Genomic DNA, 23,183 nt, shown 5'->3' with positions numbered 1-23,183 from the left:
CATAAGGCCGTTTGGATTCGAGCCGATATTCACCCCAAACAGTTCGAGAGAACGGCAGTTTCGGACGTTCTATCACGGTCGAACACACAAATCGGCAATCGTCGAACAGGGTACCGACGTGCGTTGTGGAAACCGATAGAATAACGTGGAGTTCCCTGAAAGACTACCGCAAATGTTCAGCAAGGTTCTCGTCGCCAATCGAGGCGAGATCGCAGTACGCGTCATGCGTGCATGTGAGGAGTTAGGAGTCCGAACCGTCGCCGTCTACAGCGAGGCCGACAAGCACGGCGGCCACGTGCGCTACGCCGACGAGGCGTACAACATCGGTCCTGCTCGTGCGGCCGACTCCTACCTCGACCACGAGTCGGTCATCGAAGCGGCGCGCAAGGCCGGTGCCGACGCCATCCACCCCGGATACGGCTTCCTCGCGGAGAACGCGACGTTCGCACGGAAGGTCGAAGAGTCCGAATTCAAGTGGATTGGCCCATCGGCCGACGCGATGGAACGCCTCGGCGAGAAGACGAAGGCCCGTGCGCTCATGCAGGACGCGGACGTGCCGGTCGTCCCCGGGACGACCGAACCTGCCGAGTCCGCCGCGGACGTGAAGGCCGTCGCCGACGACTACGGCTACCCGGTCGCCATCAAGGCCGAAGGTGGCGGTGGTGGCCGTGGCCTGAAGGTCGTTCACTCCGAAGACGAAGTCGACGACCAGTTCGAGACGGCCAAACGCGAGGGTGAGGCGTACTTCGACAACGCCTCCGTCTACGTCGAGAAGTACCTCGAAGCGCCGCGCCACATCGAAGTGCAGATTCTCGCCGACGAACACGGCAACGTCCGACACCTCGGCGAGCGTGACTGCTCACTCCAGCGCCGCCACCAGAAGGTCATCGAGGAGGCACCGTCGCCCGCCCTCGACGACGACCTGCGCGAGCGTATCGGTGAGGCCGCACGACGCGGTGTCCGCGCCGCCGACTACCACAACGCCGGCACGGTGGAGTTCCTCGTCGAAGACGGCGAGTTCTACTTCATGGAAGTCAACACGCGCATCCAGGTCGAACACACCGTCACGGAGGAAGTGACGGGTCTCGACGTCGTGAAGTGGCAGATTCGCGTCGCCGCCGGCGAGGAACTCGACTTCTCGCAAGACGACGTCGAAATCGACGGGCACTCGATGGAGTTCCGTATCAACGCGGAAGCACCCGAGAAGGACTTCGCACCCGCGACGGGCACGCTGGCGACCTACGACCCGCCGGGCGGTATCGGCATCCGCATGGACGACGCCGTCCGTCAGGGCGACGAAATCGGCGGCGACTACGACTCGATGATTGCGAAACTCATCGTCACGGGGTCGGACCGCACGGAAGTCCTCGCCCGCGCCGAACGCGCACTCGCCGAGTTCGATATCGAGGGCCTGCGGACGGTCATCCCGTTCCACCGCCTCATGCTCACCGACGAGGAGTTCCGCGCCGGAACGCACACGACGAAGTACCTCGACAACGTTCTCGACCCAGACCGCATTCAGGCCGCCGTCGAGCGCTGGGCCCCGGAGGCCGTCGCCGGCGACGACGACGACGAAGAGACCACCGAACGGACGTTCACCGTCGAAGTCAACGGCAAGCGCTTCGAGGTCAGCCTCGAAGAACGCGGCGCGCCCGCCATCCCGGTCGGTGGTGCTGCGGCAGCATCCGCATCCAAGCCGTCCGGCCCGCGCAAGCGCCGTGACGACGGCGACGACGACCAGCAAATCATCGAGGGTGACGGCGAGTCCGTCACCGCCGAGATGCAGGGGACCATCCTCTCTGTCGACGTCGAGGAAGGCGACGAAGTCGAACCCGGTGACACGGTCTGCGTCCTCGAAGCGATGAAGATGGAAAACGACGTGGTCGCCGAACGCGGCGGCACCGTCTCGCAAGTCCTCGTCGGTGAAGGCGACAGCGTCGACATGGGCGACGTGCTCATCGTCATCGAATAGACGACGCCGGCCACGACTGAACCACGAACCGCGAACCTCTTTTTGCGCGCCGCAGTAGCCGACTCCATGAGCGACACGCGACGTACCCTGCTCGCCGCACTCGCCGAGGGACCCGTCTCCGGTCCCGAACTCGCCGACAGACTCGGCGTCTCCCGCGCCGCCGTCTGGAAACACGTCGAGTCACTTCGAGACGACGGCTTCGGCATCGAGAGCACCGACGAGGGGTACGTCGTGACCGACGTGCCGGAGTACGGCGGCCCGGCCATCGAGTACGAACTGGACGCCGACTACGACGTGGAGTTCCACGACGTGCTCGATTCGACGAACGACCGGGCCCGCGAACTCGCCGCCGAGGGTGCGAGCGACGTCGTCGTCGTCGCCCGCGAGCAGTCGGCCAGCAGAGGCCGCAAAGACCGCGTGTGGGCCTCACCCGACGGCGGCGTCTGGATGAGCGTCCTCGTCAGACCGGACGAACCGCCGGCGTTCGCACCGCTGTACACGCTGGCGATGGCCGTCGCGGTGTGTGACGCGGCGCGAGAAGCAGGGGTGGATGCGAGTATCAAGTGGCCGAACGATGTCATCGTGAGCGAAGCGAGCGATGGCTCATCTGACTCAAAGGAGTCAGATGGTGTGATTGTGAGCGAAGCGAACAATCGCTCATCTGGTTCGGAAGAACCAGATGGTGTCATCGTGAGTCGCCCGTGGAAGCGAACGACGGGCGATGAATCGTCGGGCGCGCCAGCGTCTGAACCCCACCCCTACCGAAAACTCTGCGGCATCCTCACCGAGATGGAGGGCGAAGCGGACCGCGTCTCGTGGTTGGTCATCGGGGCCGGCGTCAACGTCAATCTCGACCCGGCGACGCTCCCAGCGGGTGCGACGAGCGTGTCCGCCGAAGCGGGTGACGTCGAACGCCGCGTCTTCGTCCAGCGTGTGCTCGAACGGTTCGACGAACTCCGAACCGACCTCGACAGCGTGCTCCCGGCGTGGCGCGAACGAGCAGACACGCTCGGAAGACGAGTACGGGTCCACACTGCGGGCGGCGTCGTCGAAGGCGAGGCAGTCGACGTCGAACACCCCGGTACACTCGTCGTCCAGACCGACGATGGAGCAGTCCGTGTCCACGCCGGTGACTGCGAACACCTCCGACCGGCCGGTGACGACTGACTGAAAACAGGTTATTGTTCGCCGTCGGCCGTCGCGGCGGTGTCGGCGGACCCGTCTGTCTCGACTGGTGATTCCGTCGCCGTCTCGCCTGCCGCGTCCGCGGCAAGGTCGGAGGCGTCCTCACCGCCTTCGATGCGGACGGTCAGCACCGGCACCGAAGACGCGCGGACGACTTTTTCGGCAACCGACCCGAGGAGGAGGCGGTCGATACCCCCTCGGCCGTGTGTCCCCATCACGACGAGGTCACACTCGCCGCGTTCGGCGAACTCGACGATTTCTCGACTCGGTGTCCCTTCGAGAACGTGTGTCTCCACTGGGACGCCCTCCTTTTCGGCCGCCCGTCTCACCAGTTCGAGCGCCGATTCAGCATCCGAGCGCAGGAGGTCGTCCAGCCCCTCCCACGAGGATTCCATCGGGAGTCCGGCGAAACTTCCGGCATTGACGACGTAGACGCCGTGTAGTTCTGCCCCGTGCACTGCGGCGAGTGCGGCGGCGTGAGTCGCCACGCGGGCCGACCCTGCGGACCCGTCGATGGGAACGATGATTCGGTCGTACAACACCATGACACTAAGTGACATATTACCACGGCAGGTAATAACACTTTGCGACAGTGAGAATATTCCGAGAATAGCGAGCGGTCTGTCGCCGACTCAGCAGTACACGTCTTTCACGTCCGCCATCCCAGCACGCCGGACGACGGCGCGAACCACGTCCTGTGCGCCGGCGAGGTTGTCGGTGTCGCCGTCGAGGACGAGTAGCTTCGCCTCACGGCCTTCTTCGACGAGTCCGTAGTTCAGCCCGGCGATGTCGGCACCGTTGATGGTCGCCATCCGCAACACTTCGGCGGCCGGAACGTCGGCGAGTTTGGAGGTGAACTCCATCTCGCGGAACATCGAGGGACTGTTCAGCATCACGTTGTCCGTGCCGAGGGCGACGGTGGTTCGTTCGACGAGTTCTCGCACCGGCGGGACGCCCACGCCGGTGACGAGGTTCGACCGCGGGCAGACGACGATTGGAATCTCGCTGTCCTCGACGCGTTCGAGATGAGGCGGTTTCGGGTAGACCATGTGGACGAGGAAGTCGGGGTCGAGGTCCAACGCGGGGGTGATGTCCAGCGAGTCACGCTCGCCGGCGTGGATGCCGAACAGTTTACCGGCGTTCGCCGTCGCGGTCCGGAGTTCGCCGAACTCCGCGTCGCGTGCACCGGAGGCACCGAACCCATCCGACACTTCCATCGCCGCCTCGGTCTCTCTGCCGAGGACGACGGCCTCGATATCACGGCCATCGAGCGCCTGCCGGATGACGTCGACACCGTCGACGCCGCCCTCGCGGAACTCGATACAGGCGGCGGTTCCACCGCGTTCCATCATCCGCAACGACCGGCGCATCGCGGCCACCTTCTCGTCGGTGCTCGCGGCCCGAAGGAGTCGGTGTTTCAGCCCATCCGGCGGGGCGACGAGGTCGTCGAGCGAGAGTCCTTCGCCCGCCTCTTTCGCGATGGAGTCGCCGAGGTGGGTGTGTGCGTTGACGAACGCGGGGAGGATGATATCCGTCGAGTCTGTCTCGGTCTCCTCGATGGCGGTAATCGTCCCGTCTTCGACGACGACCCGTCCCTCGACTGGTTCGAAGTCGCGGCCACGAAGTACGGTTCCCTCGAGATGCATCGCTCTCGAATCGGTCGTCCCGTGGCTTGAACCTCTCGTCTCGGAGTGGTCGCCCCGTTTCGACGGGCGAGGTGCCGCTACTCGAACTCGTCTAACGTCGTGTTCAGACTGCGTCTGACCTCCGAGACGAGTGCGCCGTCGATGTCGAGTCCGAGGACATCCGCCGCGGCGCGTCCGACTCGTTCGGTCTCGTCACTCGGCGCGTAGACGCCGAGTCGCCACTGCTGTTCTTGCGCGGTTCGAAGCGCCTGTACGAGCGGCGACTCGCGTTCTAACTGCCGAATCTCGCCGTTGACCATCACCCGTGAAGACGATTCGGTCATCGAGGGGCGCGACGACACGTCGAGGATGACCGACTCGGGAGGCACGTCGGCACGGGCGGCTATCTCGCGTTCGAAGTCGGCTATCGTCTCGTGGTCGGCGTCGATGACCGACTCGGGGACGTCCGGGAGTTCCGCCCAGACCGCCCGTTTGTACAGGTTGCGGTTGGCGAGACGTTCGGCGAACTCGTTCGTCGAGGGATTGAGTCTGAGCGCGACGAGCAGGTCGTAGTCGTCCATCCGGCGGAGTTCGTCGGCGTCGATGTCCGGTTCGGCGAGGAGTCTCTCGGACGCACGGCGGAGCATCGCCTTCGAGATACGCGCGACGTGGTGTCGGTAGACGGTCGGATTCATCAGTGCACGGGCCAGCAGAAGCGACTCGGCCGTCTGGACGTTCCCCTCCGCGAGGACGAGTTCACCGTCTACGAACGCGAGTTCCCGAATCAGTCGCTCGTGGTCGATGGTGCCGTAGGGGACGCCGGTGTGGTGGGCGTCGCGGACGAGGTAGTCCATCCGGTCGACGTCGAGTTCGCCCGAGACGAGTTGGCCGAACTCACCCTCACCGGCGACGAGGGCGGCGACGCGCGTCGGGTCGAGTCCCTCCGATTCGAGCACCTCGCCGACGTTCCCGCTCGTGACGAGTTCGTCCACGTCGTCGTGGTACTTGCCCGTGTGTCGCTGTGTCACGTCCTCGATGTTGTGACTGTAGGGGCCGTGACCGACGTCGTGGAGGAGGGCCGCCGCCTCGACGTGGGCGGCAGCGTCGCCCTCGATGCCGAGGTGCGAGAGGGCGCGGGAGGCGAGGTGGTAGACGCCGAGGCTGTGTTCGAAGCGCGTGTGGTTCGCAGAGGGGTAGACCAGTTGGACCGTCCCCAACTGCTTGATACGCCGAAGGCGTTGCATCTCCGGCGTATCGAGGAGGGCCTCGGCCGCGCCCTCGACCTCGATGTGGTCGTGGACGCTGTCCTTGATGGTCGTCATGGTGGGGCATTCGGTCGTCATCGGCTAAAAAGGTCGGGCGGGGAGGCGCGAACGGGCCGGTGGCTCTGTGTCGAATGGGTCACAAAACGGGAACCGTGGACGCAGACTGTCTCAGCGGTCCGATTAGGCTGCCGGGCGACCTGCGGCCTCTCCACGGCCACTGTTGATGTAGCCACCGATGATACCACCGACAGCGCCGGGGATACCTGCGACGAAGATGAGGACCAGGAGACCAAGCCCCGCACCGAGGCCGAAGATACCCGCGACGAGCGTTCCGAGGACAGTCAGGATGACACCCACGATGAGCGCACCGATAACGACGGCCAATGCGCCGTGCGTGGCGTCACTCATCGTACTGCGGTTGTTGTAGTACCCAGCGACACCACCTGCGATGAGACCGGCCAACCCTGCGCCGACGACTGGGAGCGCGACGTCTGTGAACGGGATGACGAACCCGCTGAGCAGTCCGAGGACGATGTTGGTCGCGAAACCGTATAGGACAGCACGCCAGTTAATGTCCATATCTCTCACAACGATGTGAAATCGATTAAATACCTCAGACAGGTATCATGAAAATCCCGGGTTTGAGGACATACAATCTGAAAGTCGGGTGGTGGTGGATGTCGGACAGCGTCGGATAGTCACTCGAACTGGCAGCGACCCGTGCCGTTACGCGTGGGTCGTCACTCGCGTCGGGACGTCCAACACGTCGATTGCTGCCGCCGCAACCTCGTCGCGAACGGATTCGGGAGCGTAGACGCCGAGTCGCCACTGGGTTCGCTCTGCTGCCCGGAGCGCACCGACCAGTTCTGACGCGTCTTCGAGTCGGCGGACGACGCCGTTGACGACGACACGAGACCGTGACTCTTTGATTCGTGGCCGCGACGGGGCGTCGACGATGACCGAGACGGGGGACACGCCCGCCACGTCGGCTATCTCACGTTCGGCCGCCCGCGACGCCTCGTAATCGAGTTCGACCACGTCTGTCGAAACCGCGTCGATGGGTGCCCAGACCGCTCGCTTGTACAGGTTTCTGCACTCGATGCGACGGCCGAGTTCGGGGACGTGGTCGCCGAGAGCGACCAGCAAGTCGTGGTCGGCCATCCGGACGAACTCGTCGAGTGAGACGGCGTCGTCGACGAGTCGTTCGGACGCCCGTTCGAGCATCGCGCCCGCGATACGTGAGACGTGGTGGCGATAGACCGTCCCGTTCATCAACGCGCGGGCCAACAAGAGTGACTCGGCAGTCTGGACGTTTCCCTCCGCGAGGACCACTTTGCCGTCCCGGTACCGAAGTTCGCGGACGAGTCGGCCGTGGTCGATAGTGCCGTAGGGGACACCGGTGTGATGGGCGTCGCGGACGAGGTAGTCCATCCGGTCGACATCGAGTTCGCCAGAGACGAGTTGCCCGAGTCCACTGTCGCCTGCGACGAGGGTGGCGACGCGCCCCGGGTCGAGGCCGTGTGCGTCGAGTACGTCACCGACGGCCGTTCCATCGAGCAGATGGTGTATCTCGTCGTGGTCGCGGCCAGTTCGACGGCGAATCAGGTCTTCGGTCTGGTGGCCGTACGGCCCGTGTCCGATGTCGTGGAGGAGGGCAGCAGCACGGACGTGGGCGGCGCGGTCACCGTCGATGCCGAGATGCGAGAGGGCGCGAGACGCGAGGTGGTAGACGCCGAGACTGTGTTCGAAGCGTGTGTGACTCGCGGAGGGGTAGACGAGTCGAACCGTCGAGAGTTGCTTGATGTGTCGCAGGCGCTGGAACTCGGGCGTGTCGACGAGTTCGGCGGCCACAGGGTCGAGCGAGATGTAGTCGTGGACGCTGTCTTTGACCGCGGTCATACCGATGCTTGTACGACGAGTGTCAAATATCCCGAGTGTTCACCCGGTGCAGAGAACCGACGCTATCGGCCCTGCTCGAACTGTGCTGTGACCTGTTCGGCCGTCGTGTTGGAGACGGCGTCGATGAGGCGGGTCCGATAGGCTGGTCGTGAGACGAGACCGGTACCGGACACGTCGACGCGAGCGTCGAGGGTTCCCGCGACGTCGGGACCCATCGTCGAGTTGAACACGAACGGGTCACCGGAGAGTCCCGCATCGATGTGCTGGCGGTGTCCGCCGGCGTCGAACGCGGCACGCCACGTCACGGACCCCGACGGCGTGACGGGGTTCCAGCGCGGGTTCCACTCGTCGACGACGACGACCACGACGGCCCGGTCGTACGAGTCACGGGCCTCGATTGGGTCGAGAGACAGTCCCTCGCGTTGGAACGACGCGACGAGTTCGTCGGTCAGGTCGTCGCGGATGGCGTCGGGTGCGTCCACGACGAGGTACCCGTTGTTGACCGGGGGGAGTGACTCGGCACCGGCGCTGGCGGCGGTTGCCGTGTGCTCCGCCGATGTCTGGTAGGTCGCCGCGTCGAAGTCGACGACGAGGAACGCACCGCTGAGGGCTACGAGAACGACGAGGGCGGCGACGAGGATGGAGGGGAGGGAGAGCGAGGACTGTGCCATATTCCGTATCGTCTGGCAAAACGGATAGTTATTCTGTGGTTCGTGCTGTCTCGCGGCGCAATCGATTGGTATGACTGCGCAGTCGGCCGCCACAAACCACTCCACCACGCGGGTGATAGTGGTCGCATGGGTCTGAAATCGACTCTCGGGAACCTCCTCGGTCTGTTCTTGCTCGTCGTGGCCGGTGGTGCGGGACTCAACGCGGCGTATCTGGTGGGTATGAGCGCGCTCACGGGCCTCACCATCGCACGCGCCTCGGCAATCGTGTTCTCGCTCGGACTGTCGGTGACGACTGGGTTCACCGGGTACTTCGTCCGCAAGGCCGTCGCGGGGCAGGTGATGCCGTCGAAATTCGACACGTCCGTGGCGTATCGCGGCGGTCGGTGAACGACGACGTCCGGTGAAGGAACTTTCAAACCGCCACTCACCCTACGGCGGAGCATGGTAACCTTCCTCGCTGGGGGCACGGGCACCCCCAAACTCCTCGACGGTGCGGGTGAGGTGTTCGACCCCGCCGAGACGACAGTCGTCGCCAACACGGGCGACGACGTGGAACTCGGCGGCCACCTCGTCTGTCCCGACGTGGACACCGTTCTCTTCTGGGGCGGTGGCGTCCTCGACACCGACCGGTGGTGGGGCATCGCCGACGACACCACCGAGACGGACGACGAACTCCACCGCCTCGCCGACGCGGCCGGCCTCGAATCTGGGCCGCGATATCTCTCCGACGATGCACAGACCGCCGGCCGTGACATCGCACGCTGGCGACGGTTCTCCGGCATCGCGGAGTTCATGGAAATCGGTGACCGTGACCGGGCAGTCCACATCACTCGCACGTCACTCCTCGACGAGGGGTACTCGCTCACCGACGTCACGCGAACCCTCGCAGACGCCTTCGGCCTCGACGTCTCACTGCTCCCCATGAGCGACGACCCCGTGGCGACGCTCGTCCACACCGACGAGGGGACGATGCACTTTCAGGAATACTGGGTCCACCGCCGCGCCGAACCCGCAGTTCGAGACGTGGAGTTCCGCGGCGCGGAGGCGGCGCGTCTCACCGACGACGTGGTCGACGCCCTCTCGGACCCGGTGGTCGTGGGTCCGTCGAACCCCGTCACGAGCATCGGACCGATGCTCGCCCTCGATGGGTTCCGCGAGGTACTCGCCGAGACACCCGTCGTCGCCGTCTCGCCGTTCGTCGAAGACCGGGTGTTCTCCGGCCCTGCGGCGGACCTCATGGCCGGCGTGGGCTACGACCCCTCGACGGCGGGCGTCGCCGACGCCTACCCGTTCGCCGACGCGTTCGTCCTCGACGACGAGGACGGCACCGACCTCGACCGACCAGTCGTCAGAACTGACACGCGAATCGACGACTCGGAAGACGCCGAACGAGTCGCTCGCGCCGTCGATGACGCGCTCAACGAGGTGTCGTGATGTTCTCGCCTCGCCTCGCCGTCGCGAGTCTCAGCGGCGAATCTGACGCCGACTGGGCACGCGCCGCGTCACCACACGTCGGTGCGGCGTTCCTCGGCGGTGTCGCACTCGACCAGACGGCACAGGAGGCCGCTCACGCCCTCGTCGCCCGCGGACGCTCCGAGTTCCTGACCGACGACCCACTCGGCTTCGTCGCGGACCAACTCACCGCACTGGACGATTCGGACCTCTTCGTCGCCGTCAACGTCCGCGCCACATCGACCGACCCGATTCGGGAAGTCGCCGCAGTCTGTGCCGACCACGGCGCTGGCGTCGAGGTGAACGCGCACTGCCGGCAAGCGGAACTCTGCGCAATCGGATGCGGCGAGTCGCTCCTGCGCGACACCGCCCGACTCGTGGACTACGTCGCCGCGGCGGCCGAGTCCGACGCACCCGTCGGCGTGAAAGTGCGCGCAGAAGTCGAGGGCGTCGACCTCGCCGCACTCGCACCGAAACTCGCAGACGCGGGCGCATCGTGGCTTCACGTCGATGCGATGGATTCGGAGTCCGTCGTCGCCGACGTCGTCGCCGCCGCGCCCGACCTGTTCGTCGTCGCCAACAACGGCGTCCGGGACCGAGAGACCGCTCACGAGTATCTCCGATATGGCGCGGACGCCGTCAGCGTCGGCCGACCGAGCGACGACCCGGTCGTTCTCAGTCGTGTCAAGGAAGCCGCCAGCGAGTGGTTCGAATCTGCCGACGAGAGCCACAGCCCCGACGAATCGGAGGCATCTGCCCGATGACGAAGACACCGGTCTCCGACCGAGGGTTCGGCCCGGCACGACACGCCGAACTCGCGCTTCTCCTCGAAGTCGCTGGAACCCCAAAGCCGGGGAACGTGGACCGACGGCGTGACCTCTCTGACCTGCACTTCGAACACTTTTTGACCGGTGCCGTCGGGTCCGCGTCGGGTCTCCGACTCGCCGAGGATGGTGCATCGGTCGGCGAGGCGTTCGAGACGGCCGTCGCCGGGATGAGCGAACAGGGCGGCGGAAACACGCAATTCGGGTGCTTGCTCCTCCTCGTTCCGCTCGTCCGGGCGGCCGCGGCAGGGGACCTCTCTCCGACGGGCGTGACCGACGTGGTCGAACAGACTACTGTCGACGACGCGGTGTCGTTCTACCGGGCGTTCGAACACGTCGACGTGGCCGTCGGCGACCCCCCGGAAGACGCTCCTGCCCTCGACGTCCGACGCGGGGCGGACGCCGAGTCGACCCTGCGAGGACAGGGTCTCACCTTCTACGACGTGATGGAACTCAGCGCCGACAGAGACGCCAACGGCCGCGAGTGGACTGGTGGGTTCACCCGAACCTTCTGTGCCGCCGAGTCGATTCTCGCCGACGAAGGACCGGTCACCGACCGGGTCGCGCGAGCGTTTCTCGACTTGCTCGCCGAGGAACCCGACACACTCGTCGTCACGAACCACGGTGCCGCAGTCGCACGCGACGTGATGGACCGCGCTGCCGCCGTCTCGAATCCGGACGAGGCCGAGAAACTCGCCGAGTCGTTCGTCGCCGAGGGAATCAACCCCGGAACGACCGCAGACATCGTCTGTGCGGCGACGTTCATCGCGTTGGAGCGGGGGGTCCCGTTGTGACTGGTGACGGTAGACCTGTGCGGTCTGGTGCGAGTGTCGAGTGGCCCGTCGAACTCCGCGGCGTCACCGAGTCTGTCGTCGCCACGCTTGGCCCGAACGACCTGTGGAACCTCGCCGCGCTTGGACTCCATGCGCCCGACGACTCCGACGAACCAGACGGCCCCGACGGGACAGTCACCGCGACGACGTGGGGGAACACCCGTACGCGACGAAACTTCCATCGCCAAGGTGGCGGCGTCGTCCAGTTCGTCACCGACCCGATGGATTTCGTCGAGGCGGCGATGACCATCCGCGAGGCGCAGTCTCCCGTCCTCGACTCCGCTGACGCGTGGGCGGAAGTCGAAGCGACACACGTCGATTCCGGCGACGATGGCGGGACGCAGTGGGAGAAATGGGAACTCCGCCCCGTCGATGCGGCCGTCGAATCGACCCGGCCGTTCACCATCAACCGCGGGTTCGGGGCCGTCGTCGACGCGACAGTCGCCGCCTCCCGTCTCGACGTGCCGACGTTCGATACCGACGTCCTCCTCGACCGACTCGCGTACTTCGCGGAGACAGTCGAGAAGTGTGGGGGACCGAGAGAGTGTGAGGCGTTCGCACGCATCGACGAGGTGACGGGGTGGCGCGAGCGGGCGTCGCAAAGACGGAACGAATCGTTTTAGTGTTCGTCCGGGGAAATTCCGCACATGGCAATCAAGCCCAAGTACGTCAAGCAGCTTGGTAACATCCTGCTGGAGAAATACCCGCAGGCGTTCAACACGGACTTCGAGACGAACAAAGACAGCGTCAGTCAACTGACGACGGTGGAGTCGAAGAGCGTCCGCAACCGCATCGCGGGCTACATCACCCGGAAGAAGGGCGCCCAGACCGCGTAAATTCGAAGCAGACGATTCTCTCTGCGACTACTCTTCTCCACCCACGTCGGGAGCGATAGCGCCGGCCACGTGACGACGCCGGGTCGCGTGACAGGGATTTAGGCCGTCGTCGTCCGACCAGTACCCATGCGCGTCATCGGTCACCGCGGGTGCCCCGCACTCGGCCCGGAGAACACGCTCGCGGCCTTCCGCGCCGCGGCAGCACGCCTCGACTGGGTCGAACTCGACGTTCGGCGCTGTGCGAGCGGTGAACTCGTCGTCTTCCACGACTCGACGCTCGACAGACTGACCGAAGCAACCGGCCCCGTCGCCGACGCGACACGCTCTGAACTCCGCGCGCTCCGTGTCGGTGACTCTGAGGAGTCGATTCCGACGCTCGCCGAGGTGTTCGCCGCGCTTCCCGACCGCGTCTCGGTCAACGTCGAACTGAAAGAAGCGGGACTCGCCGACGACATCGTCGCCCTCGTCGCCGACGCCGCGAACGACGTTCTCGTCTCGTCGTTCGACCCAGATGCGCTTCGGGAGGTGCGAGAGGCCGCCGAACGAGAGGGCGCACTCGGAACCACCGACCTTCCCCGTGCGTTTCTCTTCGCGACCGACTGGGACCGTTCACTCCGCGTCGCGGCCGAACTCGACTGCGTGGCGGTCCACCCCCACTACGACCTGCTCTCGGCCGTGCGCGTCGCCGAGGCTCACGACGCAGGGTTCGAACTCAACGCGTGGACGGTCCTCGAACGGGAGGTAGTCGAACGTCTCCGCGAGTGGGGAGTCGATGGCGTCATCGTCGACGACCCGGCCGTCGTCGGTAACGGACTGCGAGAAGCGTAGAGCAGTTCTCAGAACCGGTCGACGCGACCAGATGCCGCCCACGCGTTCGTGGGCGCACCTGAAGGGACGCGGCGGCTACACCCGGTGACGGAGTGGAGTCGGCCGGCGTACTGCCAGCGCTTTTCGTTCCACGTCTCTTCGTCGTCGGCCGCGGCGGCGGCAGCGGCGGCCTGTTGGTCGTGGAGGTGCGCGCCGACGGCGGCGGCGATGGCGGCCGCCTCTTCGGGGTCTGCATCGTCGGGAATCGACAGTCCCGAGAGCAGGTCGTCGCTCATAGCGGGATGTTCCCGTGCTTCTTGTCCGGTTGGGACTTGCGCTTGGACTTCAGCATGCGGAGGTCCGCGATGAGTCGCTTGCGCGTCTCGCCGGGTTCGATGACGTCGTCCACGAACCCACGGTCGGCGGCAGTGTACGGGTTCGCGAACTCTTCGCGGTACTCCTCGATGAGTTCGTCGCGGCGAGCGTCGGGGTCGTCGGCCGCCGCCAGTTCTTCTCGGTAGAGGATGTTGACCGCGCCTTGCGGGCCCATGACTGCAATCTCTGCCGTCGGCCACGCGTAGTTCACGTCGGCACCGAGGTGTTTCGAGGCCATGACGTCGTAGGCACCGCCGTAGGCTTTGCGCGTGATGACTGTCATCAGGGGCACCGTCGCCTCGGAGTAGGCGTACAGGAGTTTCGCGCCGTGACGGATGATACCGTTGTGTTCCTGGTCGGTACCGGGGAGGAACCCGGGCACGTCCACGAACGTCAGGATGGGGACGTTGAAGGAGTCACACATCCGGATGAACCGCGCGGCCTTCTCGGACGACTCGATGTCGAGGGTGCCGGCGTTCACGCGGGGTTGGTTCGCGACGAGACCGACCGAGTGGCCGTCGAGGCGGCCAAAGCCGACGACGATGTTCTTCGCGAAGTCTTCTTGCACCTCGAAGAACGAGCCTTCGTCGAGGACGCCACCGAGCACGTCGTGGATGTCGTACGGTTTTCGCGGTTGGTCGGGGACGACTTCGGCGAGGTGGTCGTCGACGCGGTCCGGGTCGTCCCACGGTTCGACGCGGGGCGGGTCCTCGACGTTGTTCTGCGGGAGGTACGAGAGGAGGTGGCGGATGTCGTCGAGTGCCTGCTCTTCGGTGTCCGTCGCGAAGTGCGCGACGCCGCTCGTCGAGGTGTGGGTGGTCGCACCGCCGAGTTCGTCGAAAGTGACCTCCTCGCCCGTGACCGTCTTGATGACGTCCGGGCCGGTGATGAACATGTGACTGGTGTCGCGGACCATGAACGTGAAGTCCGTCAGCGCCGGGGAGTAGACCGCACCGCCGGCACAGGGACCCATGATAGCGGAAATCTGCGGAATGACGCCCGACGCTTCGGTGTTGCGGCGGAAGATTTCGCCGAACCCGCCGAGCGACTGGACGCCCTCTTGGATGCGCGCGCCGGCGGAGTCGTTCAACCCGACGACGGGTGCACCGACTTCCATCGCCTTGTCCATCACCTTGCAGACCTTCTCGGCGAAGACTTCGCCGAGCGACCCGCCGAAGACGGTGAAGTCGTGGGCGAAGACGAAGACGGTTCGCCCGTCGACTTCGCCGTACCCAGTGACGACGCCGTCACCGGGGAGTTTCGACTCTTCCATGCCGAACTTGTGGTTTCGGTGCGTGCGGAACTGGTCGAACTCCTGGAACGTGCCGTCGTCGAGGAAGTAATCGACGCGTTCGCGGGCGGTCATCTTGCCCTTGTCGTGCTGGGAGGCGATTCGGTCCTCACCGCCGCCCTTGAGTGCTTCTTCGCGTTTCTCACGGAGTTCGTCGATCCGGTCTTCCATCGTCATGCCAGACCACCTTCGCTCATTGGAACGTCGGTGCGTAGTCTGGGGTCAAAGGAGTTCCGCAATCCGGCAACCCTTACTTCGACAACTGTCGAATAATGGGTCGAACGTTCATCACAAATCACGCGGTGGAATCGGCAGACTGCGTCGATGCGGCGGCAGAAAGAGAACCCGAACGCGACCTAGACGACCGAGTTGGGTCGTCGCAGGCCGACGAACGCGGCGGCACTCGCGAGCACCGAGATGCCGACAGTCGGCCAGAAGCCGAGACTCGCGTCCACGCCGAAGTGCGTCAAGAGCGTGAAGACGAGGAACAGCGGGAGGACGACACCGGCACCGAAGAGCCACGGCGTGCCGAGGGCCTTCGCGACGGCCCCGCCACCCGCGGTGAACTCGTCGACTGCGTCGCGGCCCATGACCCATCCGACGAACAGGAGGAACGCCGCGAGACCAGCGGTCAGGAGGACGTTGACGAGCGTGCCCGCGACGAATCCGAAGATACTGGGGTTGAACGCACACACGGTACCCGTCACGGCGACGAGGCCGGTCATGCCGAGGACCGCCTGCTTGCGCGAGATGTCGTACTCGTCGACGAGGAACGCGACCGGAATCTCCAGCATGCTGATGGAACTCGACAGTGCCGCGAGCGTCACGACGGCGAAGAACGCCGTGGCGATGAGCGTGCCGGCAGGCAGTTGCGAGAACGCGCCCGCGAGGCCGACGAACAGCGCACCGGGGCCGGTTCCGGTCTCGGTGGGGTTGATGCCCTGCGAGAACAGGAGCGGGAAGACGACGAGGCCGGTGATGACACCGACGCTCGTGTTGAGGACGGCGATGGCCGACCCGTCGAAGGGGAGCGACCGGTCCTCGTCGAGGTAGGACGAGTAGGTAATCATCGTACCCGCACCGAGCGAGAGCGTAAAGAGCGCCTGTCCGGCGGCGGGGCCGAGGATGGCGAAGAAGTTCTCAGAGAGAACCGACGGGTCGAATCGGAGGAAGAAGGCGTATCCGGCCGCCGCGTTGGGTTGCGTCGCGGCCCACGCCGCGAGGCCGACGAGGAGGACGAGGACAGCGGGCATCATCACTTTGGTGCCGAGTTCGATGCCTTTGCGGACGCCTCCAAACACGATGAGAGCGGTCAGTCCGAGGAACAGGAGGTGGTAGACAGCGGCGTCCACGCCGGCGGAGACGCCACCGAAGTACTGGCCGGGGTTGGCGAAGTACGCGGGATTCCCGGAGACGATGGACGCACCGCTTTCGAGGAGATAGCGGAGAATCCACCCGCCGACGACGCTGTAGAACGACAACAGCGAGATGCCCGTGATGACTGAAAACGCGCCGACGATGCCCCACTTCTTCGACCCAGAGAGGTCACGGAGCGCCCCGACCGGCGATTTCTTCGCTCGCCGGCCGATGACGAACTCACCGAGGAGTCCGGGGACGCCGACGAGGAGGACGATTCCGAGGTACACGACGAGGAACGCGCTCCCGCCGTTTTCTGCGGTCTGCCACGGGAACCGCCAGATGTTCCCGAGGCCAACGGCGCTGCCGACAGCGGCGAGGATGAATCCAAGCCGTGTTGCCCATGTTTCTCGTGCCATTGAGACTCATTGTCAGTCCGCCCCTAAAATGGCTTTCGAACCGAAGAAACGTCATCGCAGAAATTTAACGGTTCTACCGGCCACAAATGCGAAATTCGCTGTCGATTGGTCGGGAAATATGCATAACCACCTACGATTCGTAACTGCTCAAAAAAGTGGATTGTTTCTGCCGCGGAACGGCGGTTTGCTCCCGCGTTACAGCGGCGGGATGATAGCCGGGTTCGGGCCGAGGAACAGGGTCTGGAGGCCCAGTGCAAGCGTGACGACGACGCCCACGATGACGAGCGTCCGCGCGAGCCAGAGCCACGTCAGGCCGACGCCGTCGCCGAGGCCACTGCCCTTCATGAGTTCGTCGATTGCGGGTGCGCCGTAGACCCACGCCACGAAGATGAGGATACCGAGCACACCGACCGGCAGGAAGAACTTGTACGCGAGCGTGTCGAACCAGCCGAGCCACGCCGTGTCGATGGCCGACGGGACGCCGAGGAGGAAGATGATTCCGCCGAGAGTGACGGCCACCTGCGGACGGGACACGTCGTAGTTGTCGATGACCCACGAGACGACGACTTCGAGGAGGCTAATCGCAGACGAGAGCGCCGCGATGAGCACGACGCCGAAGAAGACGACACCGATGAGTTGTCCAGCGGGGAGGTTTCCGAACGCGCCGGCGACGCTGATGAACACCGCGCCCGCACCGCTCGTGTTGGGGTCGATACCCTGTGCGAACAAGAGCGGAAGGACGACGAGACCAGCGAGGATGCCGACGAAACTGTTCAGGAAGACGATGGTGATACCGTCACCGAACAGGCTCTGGTCACCGTCGATGTAGGAGGCGTAGGTAATCATCGCTCCCATCCCAATCGAGAGCGAGAAGAACGCCTGGCCGACGGCGAACGGCACGATGTCGGTGAAGTTCGCGGCGAGTGCGTCGAAGTCAGGCGAGAGGAAGTACGCGTACCCTGCGGACGCGCCGGGAAGCGTGAAGGCGAAGACGGCGAGTGCGCCGAGGATGACGACGATACTCGGAACCATCAGTTTCGTCGCCTTCTCGATGCCGTCTTCGATGCCCGCGGCGACGATGCCGACGACGAGTGCCATGAAGACAGCGTGGAGCACGAGAGCGTCCATGCCGGCCGAAATCTGTCCGAAGTACTCGGCGGGCGCACCGAAGTACGCGCCAGTGAGGCTCCCGCCGATGTAGCGGAGCACCCACCCGCCGACGACACTGTAGTACGAGAGAATCCAGAATCCGGTGAAGAGGCCGAGGGCACCGACGATGCGCCAGTTCTTGTGCCCGAGTTTCTCGAAGGCGTCGATGGTGTTGAGGTTAGTCTTGCGTCCGATGATGAACTCGGCGAGGATGGCCGGGAGGCCGATGCCGAGTGCGGCGACGAGGTAGACAATCAGGAACGACGCGCCGCCGAACTGTGCGGTCTTGAACGGGAACTGCCAGATGTTCCCGAGGCCGACGGCACTCCCGACAGCGGCGAGGATGAATCCTGCCCTGCTTGCCCATGTTTCACGTTCGCTCATATCTACCACCCTGTTGCCGATGTGGGTGTGATAAATGACGCGGTATGCCGTCGCATATCGGAGGAAAAATCGACATAATTCTCCAACCGATTATATATGGAAAGACGTTCGTCCGAATATCGGGGAAAATTCCCTTCTAAATTCTAACGTGTGTCGTGTTCGTGAATGGCTCACTCGGGGTGAAATAATTCGTGCGCGAGAGTGTGGAATAATGTATCACGGAACGTGCTATCACGCCTCTCCGTAGACCGGAACCGCGGCCCCACTCGTCGACGACGACGCATCTGAACAGAGGAACAACACCATGCTCGCAATCTCGTCTGGTTTTACCCACGCGTCGAAGTCGGCATCGGGCATCATCTCGCGGTTCATCGCCGTGTCGATGACGCTCGGCATCACCGCGTTCGCGCGGACGACACCGAGGTTCTCCTTCGCTATCGTCTCCGTGAGGAGGCGAACGCCGGCCTTCGACGCCCGGTAGATGCCGTCACCGTTCCCACCTTCGAGTGAGGAGCGAGCAGAGACGCTCACGATAGCCCCGTGCGTCTCTTCGAGGTGTGGAATCGCGTGCTTCGACGCGAGGAACATCGTCTTCAGGTTCACGTCGAAGAGGAAGTCGAACGTCCCCGCCTCCGTCTCGTCGATAGGTGTCCCACCGCGCCACGTCCCCGCGATGTTGGCGAGGTAGTCGAGTCGCCCGAAGTCCGAGGTGACGGCGTCGACGACGCGGGCCACCTCGTCCTCGTCGGTGAAGTCGCCCTCGTAGAAGCGGACGCCTTCGGAGTCGAAGAAGCCGTCATCGTCGTCGGGAGCGACCACGTCCGCGGCCGCGACAGATGCACCGGCATCGTGGAAGGCACGGGCGACAGCGCCGCCGAGGGCACCGCTCGCGCCAGTGACCAGTGCGACTGTTCCATCGAAGTCGTAGTTCACGTCCATGTCCGTGTCCTACGTGAGCGAGGCCCATAATTTGGTCGTGGCCGTGCAACCGCTGGTCGATGTCTGAGACAGAAAACCGCAGTCCGAGTGTGGTCAGGGCGTGATGACGAGTTTGCCGAGGAAACTGTCTTCCATGACTGCTCGCTGGGCCTCGGCCGCCTCGTCGAGGCCGTAGGTTCGTGCCACGTCGATTTCGAACTCGTCAGCGCCCATCTGTCCGGCGAGTTCGCGCAGTGGCGCGGCGAGTTCCGGCGTGTTGAACATGCTCATCATCGTAATCTGGAGGTCCTTGCCGCGGGCCGACGACGAGAGGTCGAAGCCGACCTGCGGGTCGTTCTCGCCGATGCCGACGACGCGGCCGCCGGTCGTCGCCACGTCGGCGTCGAACTGCAGGTAGTCGTCGAGACGGTGGTCGAGTGTCAAGTCGACGCCGTCGCCCTTCGCCGCGTCGACGACGGCGTCTGCGAGGTCGTCGCGGTCGTAGTCGAGGACGACGTCAGCGCCGAGTTCGGACACTCGGTCGTGGTATTCAGGGGCCGCAGTCGCGATGACGTGGGCACCCGCCGCGGCGGCGAGTTGAACCGCCGCGTGACCGACGCCGCCGGACCCGCCGTGGATGAGGACGGTGTCTCCGAGTTGCATCTCGCCGTGGTCGACGAGTGCTCGCCACGCGGTGACGCCGGCGACGCCCGCACCGCCGGCCGCGACGAGGTCCACTCCTTCTGGGAGGACTGCGAGGCGGTCGGTCGGAACGGCGGCAAACTCGGCGTATCCACCGTAGTGGTCCTTCCCGATACCGGTGCCGACGACTGCGTCGCCTTCCTCGAATCCGGTCACGTCGGCACCGACCGCCGCGACTTCGCCGGCAACGTCGACGCCGGGAATCATCGGCATCGCGAACGGTTGGTACGACCCTTCGCGGAAGTAGGTGTCCACCGGGTTGACGCCCGCCGCGGCAACCTCGACGAGCACCTCGTCTGCCGCCGGTTCGGGCGTGTCGATGTCGTCTACCTGAAGTACGTCGCGTCCACCGTGTTCGTGGAATCTGACAGCGCGCATGGCGAGATGTGTGTCCTCATTCGTGATAAAATCGGACACCCCGGCCAGATACGGGGGTGTTCGCATTCGTGACGACTCGCTGAGCGAGGTATCACTGTCCGTGTCACGTGGAGCGCTATCGCTACTAGTGCCAGAGGCGGCGTGCTTCACTGGAGGGCGAGTGTGCGGTGACTCACCGAAGTCCTGCCCCAGCGAGGAAGGCGAGGACACCGGCGACGACACCGAACGTCAGGAGGACCAACAGGATGCGTCGTTGGCGGGGTGTGAGCGGCGCGGGGTGCAGAGACCGTTCGAGCGCGAACCCTAATGCGGTCCCAGTCGCCACGAAGATGACGAGGAGCATCGTTATCTGCCCCGTCATCCACCAAGCGGCGACGCCGAACGAGAGACCGAGGACCATGCCGAGGGCCCAACCGAACCCTCCAGTGTGGCGGCGTTCGTTTGTCTCGGTTCCCATACGCCGAGTACGTCCTTGAGTGACAAACACACACCGGTAGATGCGGGTAATCGAGACTGTACGATTCGGAGACACTACTGGTGGGCACACTTCACGCTCGGAGACGGGTCGAGAGATGTGAGTTCGCGTGTGAGAGACCCGTCTGTGACACCACGCCGTCCGAGCGACGGCAGCCGAACACCGTTGTCACCCGAATTCCATCGGCCGAATGAAAGTATTATTCGACCACCGAGTAAACCCGCGTCCCGTAATTTTCCGAGACAATACTGAACGAGATGGATGGGATTTAAGCGCGTGCCTTCCCCTCCCACGCATGGTAATGAAGCTTCACGAATACCAGGCGAAGAATATCTTCGCAGAGGCAGGGATTCCGGTCCCAGAGTCCCGTCTCGCGTCGTCTGTAGACGAGGTCATGGAGGCGGTCGAGGACATCGGATACCCCGCGGCTATCAAAGCGCAAGTTCACGTCGGTGGGCGTGGCAAGGCCGGCGGTATCAAGATCGCCATGGACGAAGACGAGGCCCGGCAGGCCGCAGAGGACATCCTCGGGATGGACCTCAAGGGCTACACCGTCGAGCAGGTGCTCGTCGAAGCGGGCGTCGACTTCGAGAACGAACTCTACGTCGGTGTCACGATGGACCGGAGCGCGGGCAAGCCCGTCGCGATGGTCTCGACCGAAGGTGGCGTCAACATCGAGGAAGTCGCCGAGGAGAACCCCGACGCAATCGCACGCGAACACGTCGACCCCGCGTTCGGTCTGCACCCGTATCAAGCCCGCAAACTCGTCTTCGACGCGGGCATCCCACGTGACGTGGCCTTCGACGTCGCCTCGTTCCTCTCGACGCTCTACGACCTCTACGAGGCCAACGACGCGTCCGACATCGAAATCAACCCGGTCATGATCACGTCGGACCGCGACGTCGTCGCTGCGGACGCCGTCATGAACATCGACGACGACGCACTCTTCCGCCACGAGGACCTCGCGGCGATGGAAGAAGACTCCTACGAGGACGAACTCGAAGCCAAGGCTGGCGAATACGGCTTCGACTACGTCCGTCTGTCGGGCAACGTCGGTATCATCGGCAACGGTGCCGGTCTCGTCATGACGACGCTCGACCTCGTGGACTACTTCGGTGGCACACCCGCCAACTTCCTCGACATCGGTGGCGGCGCGAAGGCCGAACGCGTGGCGAACGCGTTGGACATGGTCTTCTCCGACGAGAACGTCGACTCCGTCGTCTTCAACATCTTCGGCGGAATCACCCGCGGTGACGAGGTTGCCAAGGGTATCAACGAGGCACTCGAGAGCTTCGACGAGATTCCGAAACCGGTCGTCGTCCGCCTCGCAGGCACGAACGCCGAAGAGGGGATGGAGATTCTGAACACGGAACTCGTACAGGTCGAGGGGACGCTGGAAGACGCTGTCCAGCGTGCTGTCGAGAACGCACAGGAGGTGTCCCAATGAGTATTTTCGTCGACGACGACACGCGCGTAGTTGTACAGGGTATCACCGGTGGGGAAGGCCGCTTCCACACCCAGCAGATGATGGAGTACGGCACGAACGTCGTCGCCGGTGCGGTCCCCGGCAAGGGCGGGCAGGAAGTCGAAGGTGTTCCCGTCTACGACACCGTCTCCGAAGCAGTCGAAGAGGAAGACGCAAACGCGTCTGTCGTGTTCGTCCCGCCGGCGTTCGCTGGCGACGCCATCTTCGAGGCACTCGACACGGACCTCGACCTCGTCGTGGCCATCACCGAGGGCGTCCCGACGCAGGACATGGCCAAGGTGAACAAGCGCCTGTCCGAAGTCGACACGCGCCTCATCGGCCCCAACTGTCCGGGTATCATCACGCCCGGCGAGGCCAAACTCGGCATCCTCCCCGGCAACATCTTCGAAGAGGGGAACGTCGGTCTCGTCTCGCGCTCCGGTACGCTCACGTACCAGGTCGTCTCGAACCTGACCGAGCGCGGCATCGGTCAGACCACCGCCATCGGTATCGGCGGCGACCCAATCATCGGCACGTCGTTCGTCGACGCCCTCGAAGCGTTCGAGAACGACCCCGACACGCACGCCGTCGTCATGTGCGGTGAGATTGGTGGCGAAGACGAAGAGCAGGCGGCGAAGTTCATCGCCGAGAACATGGACACGCCCGTCGCTGGCTTCATCGCCGGCCGCACGGCACCGCCGGGCAAGCGCATGGGTCACGCCGGCGCTATCGTCTCCGGGTCCGGGACCGGCACGGCAGAGTCCAAAATCAACGCCCTGAACGACGCGGGCGTCCCCGTCGGCGACACCCCGAACGAAGTCGCCGACCACATCGAAGACTTCCTCTAAGTCTTCGGACTCACTTCTCGATTTTTCCACCTCGAAGAGCGACGCGGCCGGCAC

General features: G+C 64.6%; 24 protein-coding genes. 11 read left to right on the top strand and 13 right to left on the bottom strand.

Translation table 11 applies throughout. The annotated features are described in order from the left end of the window. Nucleotides 1-172: 172 nt before the first annotated feature. Nucleotides 173-1,972 (top strand): propionyl-CoA carboxylase biotin carboxylase/biotin-carboxyl carrier subunit, encoded by a 1,800-nt coding sequence (gene pccA / locus GJR96_RS09000; protein WP_151162639.1) that lies wholly within the window; start codon nucleotides 173-175, stop codon nucleotides 1,970-1,972. Nucleotides 1,973-2,038: 66 nt separating this feature from the next. Then, nucleotides 2,039-3,139, top strand: a complete 1,101-nt coding sequence (locus GJR96_RS08995; protein ID WP_151162638.1) for a biotin--[acetyl-CoA-carboxylase] ligase — start codon at nucleotides 2,039-2,041, stop codon at nucleotides 3,137-3,139. Nucleotides 3,140-3,150: 11 nt separating this feature from the next. Here GJR96_RS08995 and GJR96_RS08990 read toward each other — a convergent pair whose 3' ends face one another. The 6 genes from GJR96_RS08990 to GJR96_RS08965 all read right to left on the bottom strand — a co-directional run bounded on the left by GJR96_RS08990 (nucleotide 3,151) and on the right by GJR96_RS08965 (nucleotide 8,617). Then, nucleotides 3,151-3,702 (bottom strand): universal stress protein, encoded by a 552-nt coding sequence (locus GJR96_RS08990; protein WP_151163966.1) that lies wholly within the window; start codon nucleotides 3,700-3,702, stop codon nucleotides 3,151-3,153. Nucleotides 3,703-3,789: 87 nt separating this feature from the next. Beyond that, nucleotides 3,790-4,803 carry an amidohydrolase family protein gene (locus tag GJR96_RS08985; protein ID WP_151162637.1) on the bottom strand — a complete coding sequence of 338 codons (1,014 nt, stop codon included), beginning with the start codon at nucleotides 4,801-4,803 and terminating at the stop codon, nucleotides 3,790-3,792. A gap of 77 nt (nucleotides 4,804-4,880) precedes the next feature. Next, on the bottom strand, nucleotides 4,881-6,104 hold the full coding sequence (locus tag GJR96_RS08980) for an HD domain-containing protein (RefSeq protein WP_151162636.1): 1,224 nt from the start codon (nucleotides 6,102-6,104) through the stop codon (nucleotides 4,881-4,883). A gap of 123 nt (nucleotides 6,105-6,227) precedes the next feature. Continuing rightward, nucleotides 6,228-6,626: a DUF5518 domain-containing protein gene (locus tag GJR96_RS08975; protein ID WP_151162635.1), complete on the bottom strand. Its 399-nt coding sequence runs from the start codon at nucleotides 6,624-6,626 to the stop codon at nucleotides 6,228-6,230. Nucleotides 6,627-6,773: 147 nt separating this feature from the next. Continuing rightward, nucleotides 6,774-7,946: an HD domain-containing protein gene (locus GJR96_RS08970; RefSeq protein WP_151162634.1), complete on the bottom strand. Its 1,173-nt coding sequence runs from the start codon at nucleotides 7,944-7,946 to the stop codon at nucleotides 6,774-6,776. Between the two features lie 62 nt (nucleotides 7,947-8,008). Beyond that, entirely contained in the window at nucleotides 8,009-8,617 is a 609-nt protein-coding gene (locus GJR96_RS08965) for a hypothetical protein (RefSeq protein ID WP_151162633.1), read from the bottom strand. A gap of 126 nt (nucleotides 8,618-8,743) precedes the next feature. Here GJR96_RS08965 and GJR96_RS08960 point away from each other — a divergent pair, with 126 nt between their 5' ends. From GJR96_RS08960 to GJR96_RS08930, 7 genes are all read left to right on the top strand, one after another. Beyond that, a complete protein-coding gene (locus GJR96_RS08960; protein ID WP_151162632.1) occupies nucleotides 8,744-9,004 on the top strand; it encodes a hypothetical protein in 261 nt (86 codons plus the stop codon). Nucleotides 9,005-9,058: 54 nt separating this feature from the next. After that, on the top strand, nucleotides 9,059-10,051 hold the full coding sequence (gene cofD / locus GJR96_RS08955; RefSeq protein ID WP_151162631.1) for a 2-phospho-L-lactate transferase: 993 nt from the start codon (nucleotides 9,059-9,061) through the stop codon (nucleotides 10,049-10,051). Continuing rightward, nucleotides 10,051-10,833, top strand: coding sequence for a tRNA-dihydrouridine synthase (locus GJR96_RS08950; protein WP_151162630.1), 783 nt, complete (start codon nucleotides 10,051-10,053; stop codon nucleotides 10,831-10,833). The genes cofD and GJR96_RS08950 overlap by 1 nt, the downstream gene beginning before the upstream one ends. Next, complete coding sequence (locus GJR96_RS08945) at nucleotides 10,830-11,687, top strand: triphosphoribosyl-dephospho-CoA synthase (protein WP_151162629.1); 858 nt, start codon at nucleotides 10,830-10,832, stop codon at nucleotides 11,685-11,687. The genes GJR96_RS08950 and GJR96_RS08945 overlap by 4 nt, the downstream gene beginning before the upstream one ends. 17 nt (nucleotides 11,688-11,704) lie before the next feature. After that, entirely contained in the window at nucleotides 11,705-12,349 is a 645-nt protein-coding gene (locus GJR96_RS08940; RefSeq protein ID WP_151162628.1) for a DUF447 domain-containing protein, read from the top strand. Between the two features lie 24 nt (nucleotides 12,350-12,373). After that, on the top strand, nucleotides 12,374-12,562 hold the full coding sequence (locus GJR96_RS08935; protein WP_058571834.1) for a 30S ribosomal protein S17e: 189 nt from the start codon (nucleotides 12,374-12,376) through the stop codon (nucleotides 12,560-12,562). A 126-nt stretch (nucleotides 12,563-12,688) separates the two neighbouring features. Then, entirely contained in the window at nucleotides 12,689-13,390 is a 702-nt protein-coding gene (locus GJR96_RS08930) for a glycerophosphodiester phosphodiesterase (protein ID WP_151162627.1), read from the top strand. An 8-nt stretch (nucleotides 13,391-13,398) separates the two neighbouring features. On the opposite strand, the gene GJR96_RS08925 is transcribed toward GJR96_RS08930, so the two are convergent. The 7 genes from GJR96_RS08925 to GJR96_RS08895 form a co-directional block, all read right to left on the bottom strand. Next, nucleotides 13,399-13,665: an acc operon protein gene (locus GJR96_RS08925; protein ID WP_151162626.1), complete on the bottom strand. Its 267-nt coding sequence runs from the start codon at nucleotides 13,663-13,665 to the stop codon at nucleotides 13,399-13,401. Next, nucleotides 13,662-15,206: an acyl-CoA carboxylase subunit beta gene (locus tag GJR96_RS08920; protein WP_151162625.1), complete on the bottom strand. Its 1,545-nt coding sequence runs from the start codon at nucleotides 15,204-15,206 to the stop codon at nucleotides 13,662-13,664. The genes GJR96_RS08925 and GJR96_RS08920 overlap by 4 nt, the downstream gene beginning before the upstream one ends. Before the next feature lie 185 nt (nucleotides 15,207-15,391). Continuing rightward, nucleotides 15,392-16,810 carry a sodium-dependent transporter gene (locus GJR96_RS08915; protein WP_151162624.1) on the bottom strand — a complete coding sequence of 473 codons (1,419 nt, stop codon included), beginning with the start codon at nucleotides 16,808-16,810 and terminating at the stop codon, nucleotides 15,392-15,394. Between the two features lie 195 nt (nucleotides 16,811-17,005). Then, on the bottom strand, nucleotides 17,006-18,343 hold the full coding sequence (locus GJR96_RS08910) for a sodium-dependent transporter (protein WP_151162623.1): 1,338 nt from the start codon (nucleotides 18,341-18,343) through the stop codon (nucleotides 17,006-17,008). A 231-nt stretch (nucleotides 18,344-18,574) separates the two neighbouring features. Continuing rightward, nucleotides 18,575-19,282: an SDR family oxidoreductase gene (locus GJR96_RS08905; protein ID WP_151162622.1), complete on the bottom strand. Its 708-nt coding sequence runs from the start codon at nucleotides 19,280-19,282 to the stop codon at nucleotides 18,575-18,577. Between the two features lie 93 nt (nucleotides 19,283-19,375). Further along, nucleotides 19,376-20,341 carry an NADPH:quinone reductase gene (locus GJR96_RS08900; protein WP_151162621.1) on the bottom strand — a complete coding sequence of 322 codons (966 nt, stop codon included), beginning with the start codon at nucleotides 20,339-20,341 and terminating at the stop codon, nucleotides 19,376-19,378. 172 nt (nucleotides 20,342-20,513) lie between these two features. Further along, nucleotides 20,514-20,798 carry a hypothetical protein gene (locus tag GJR96_RS08895; protein ID WP_151162620.1) on the bottom strand — a complete coding sequence of 95 codons (285 nt, stop codon included), beginning with the start codon at nucleotides 20,796-20,798 and terminating at the stop codon, nucleotides 20,514-20,516. A gap of 319 nt (nucleotides 20,799-21,117) precedes the next feature. Here GJR96_RS08895 and sucC point away from each other — a divergent pair, with 319 nt between their 5' ends. Both sucC and sucD read left to right on the top strand, forming a co-directional pair. Further along, complete coding sequence (sucC, locus tag GJR96_RS08890) at nucleotides 21,118-22,263, top strand: ADP-forming succinate--CoA ligase subunit beta (protein WP_151162619.1); 1,146 nt, start codon at nucleotides 21,118-21,120, stop codon at nucleotides 22,261-22,263. Then, complete coding sequence (gene sucD / locus GJR96_RS08885; RefSeq protein ID WP_151162618.1) at nucleotides 22,260-23,129, top strand: succinate--CoA ligase subunit alpha; 870 nt, start codon at nucleotides 22,260-22,262, stop codon at nucleotides 23,127-23,129. The genes sucC and sucD overlap by 4 nt, the downstream gene beginning before the upstream one ends. Nucleotides 23,130-23,183 lie beyond the last annotated feature (54 nt).

The organism is Haloferax litoreum, assembly GCF_009674605.1.
Classification (GTDB): Archaea; Halobacteriota; Halobacteria; order Halobacteriales; family Haloferacaceae; genus Haloferax; species Haloferax litoreum.
This window is presented reverse-complemented; position numbering and strand designations above follow the sequence as displayed.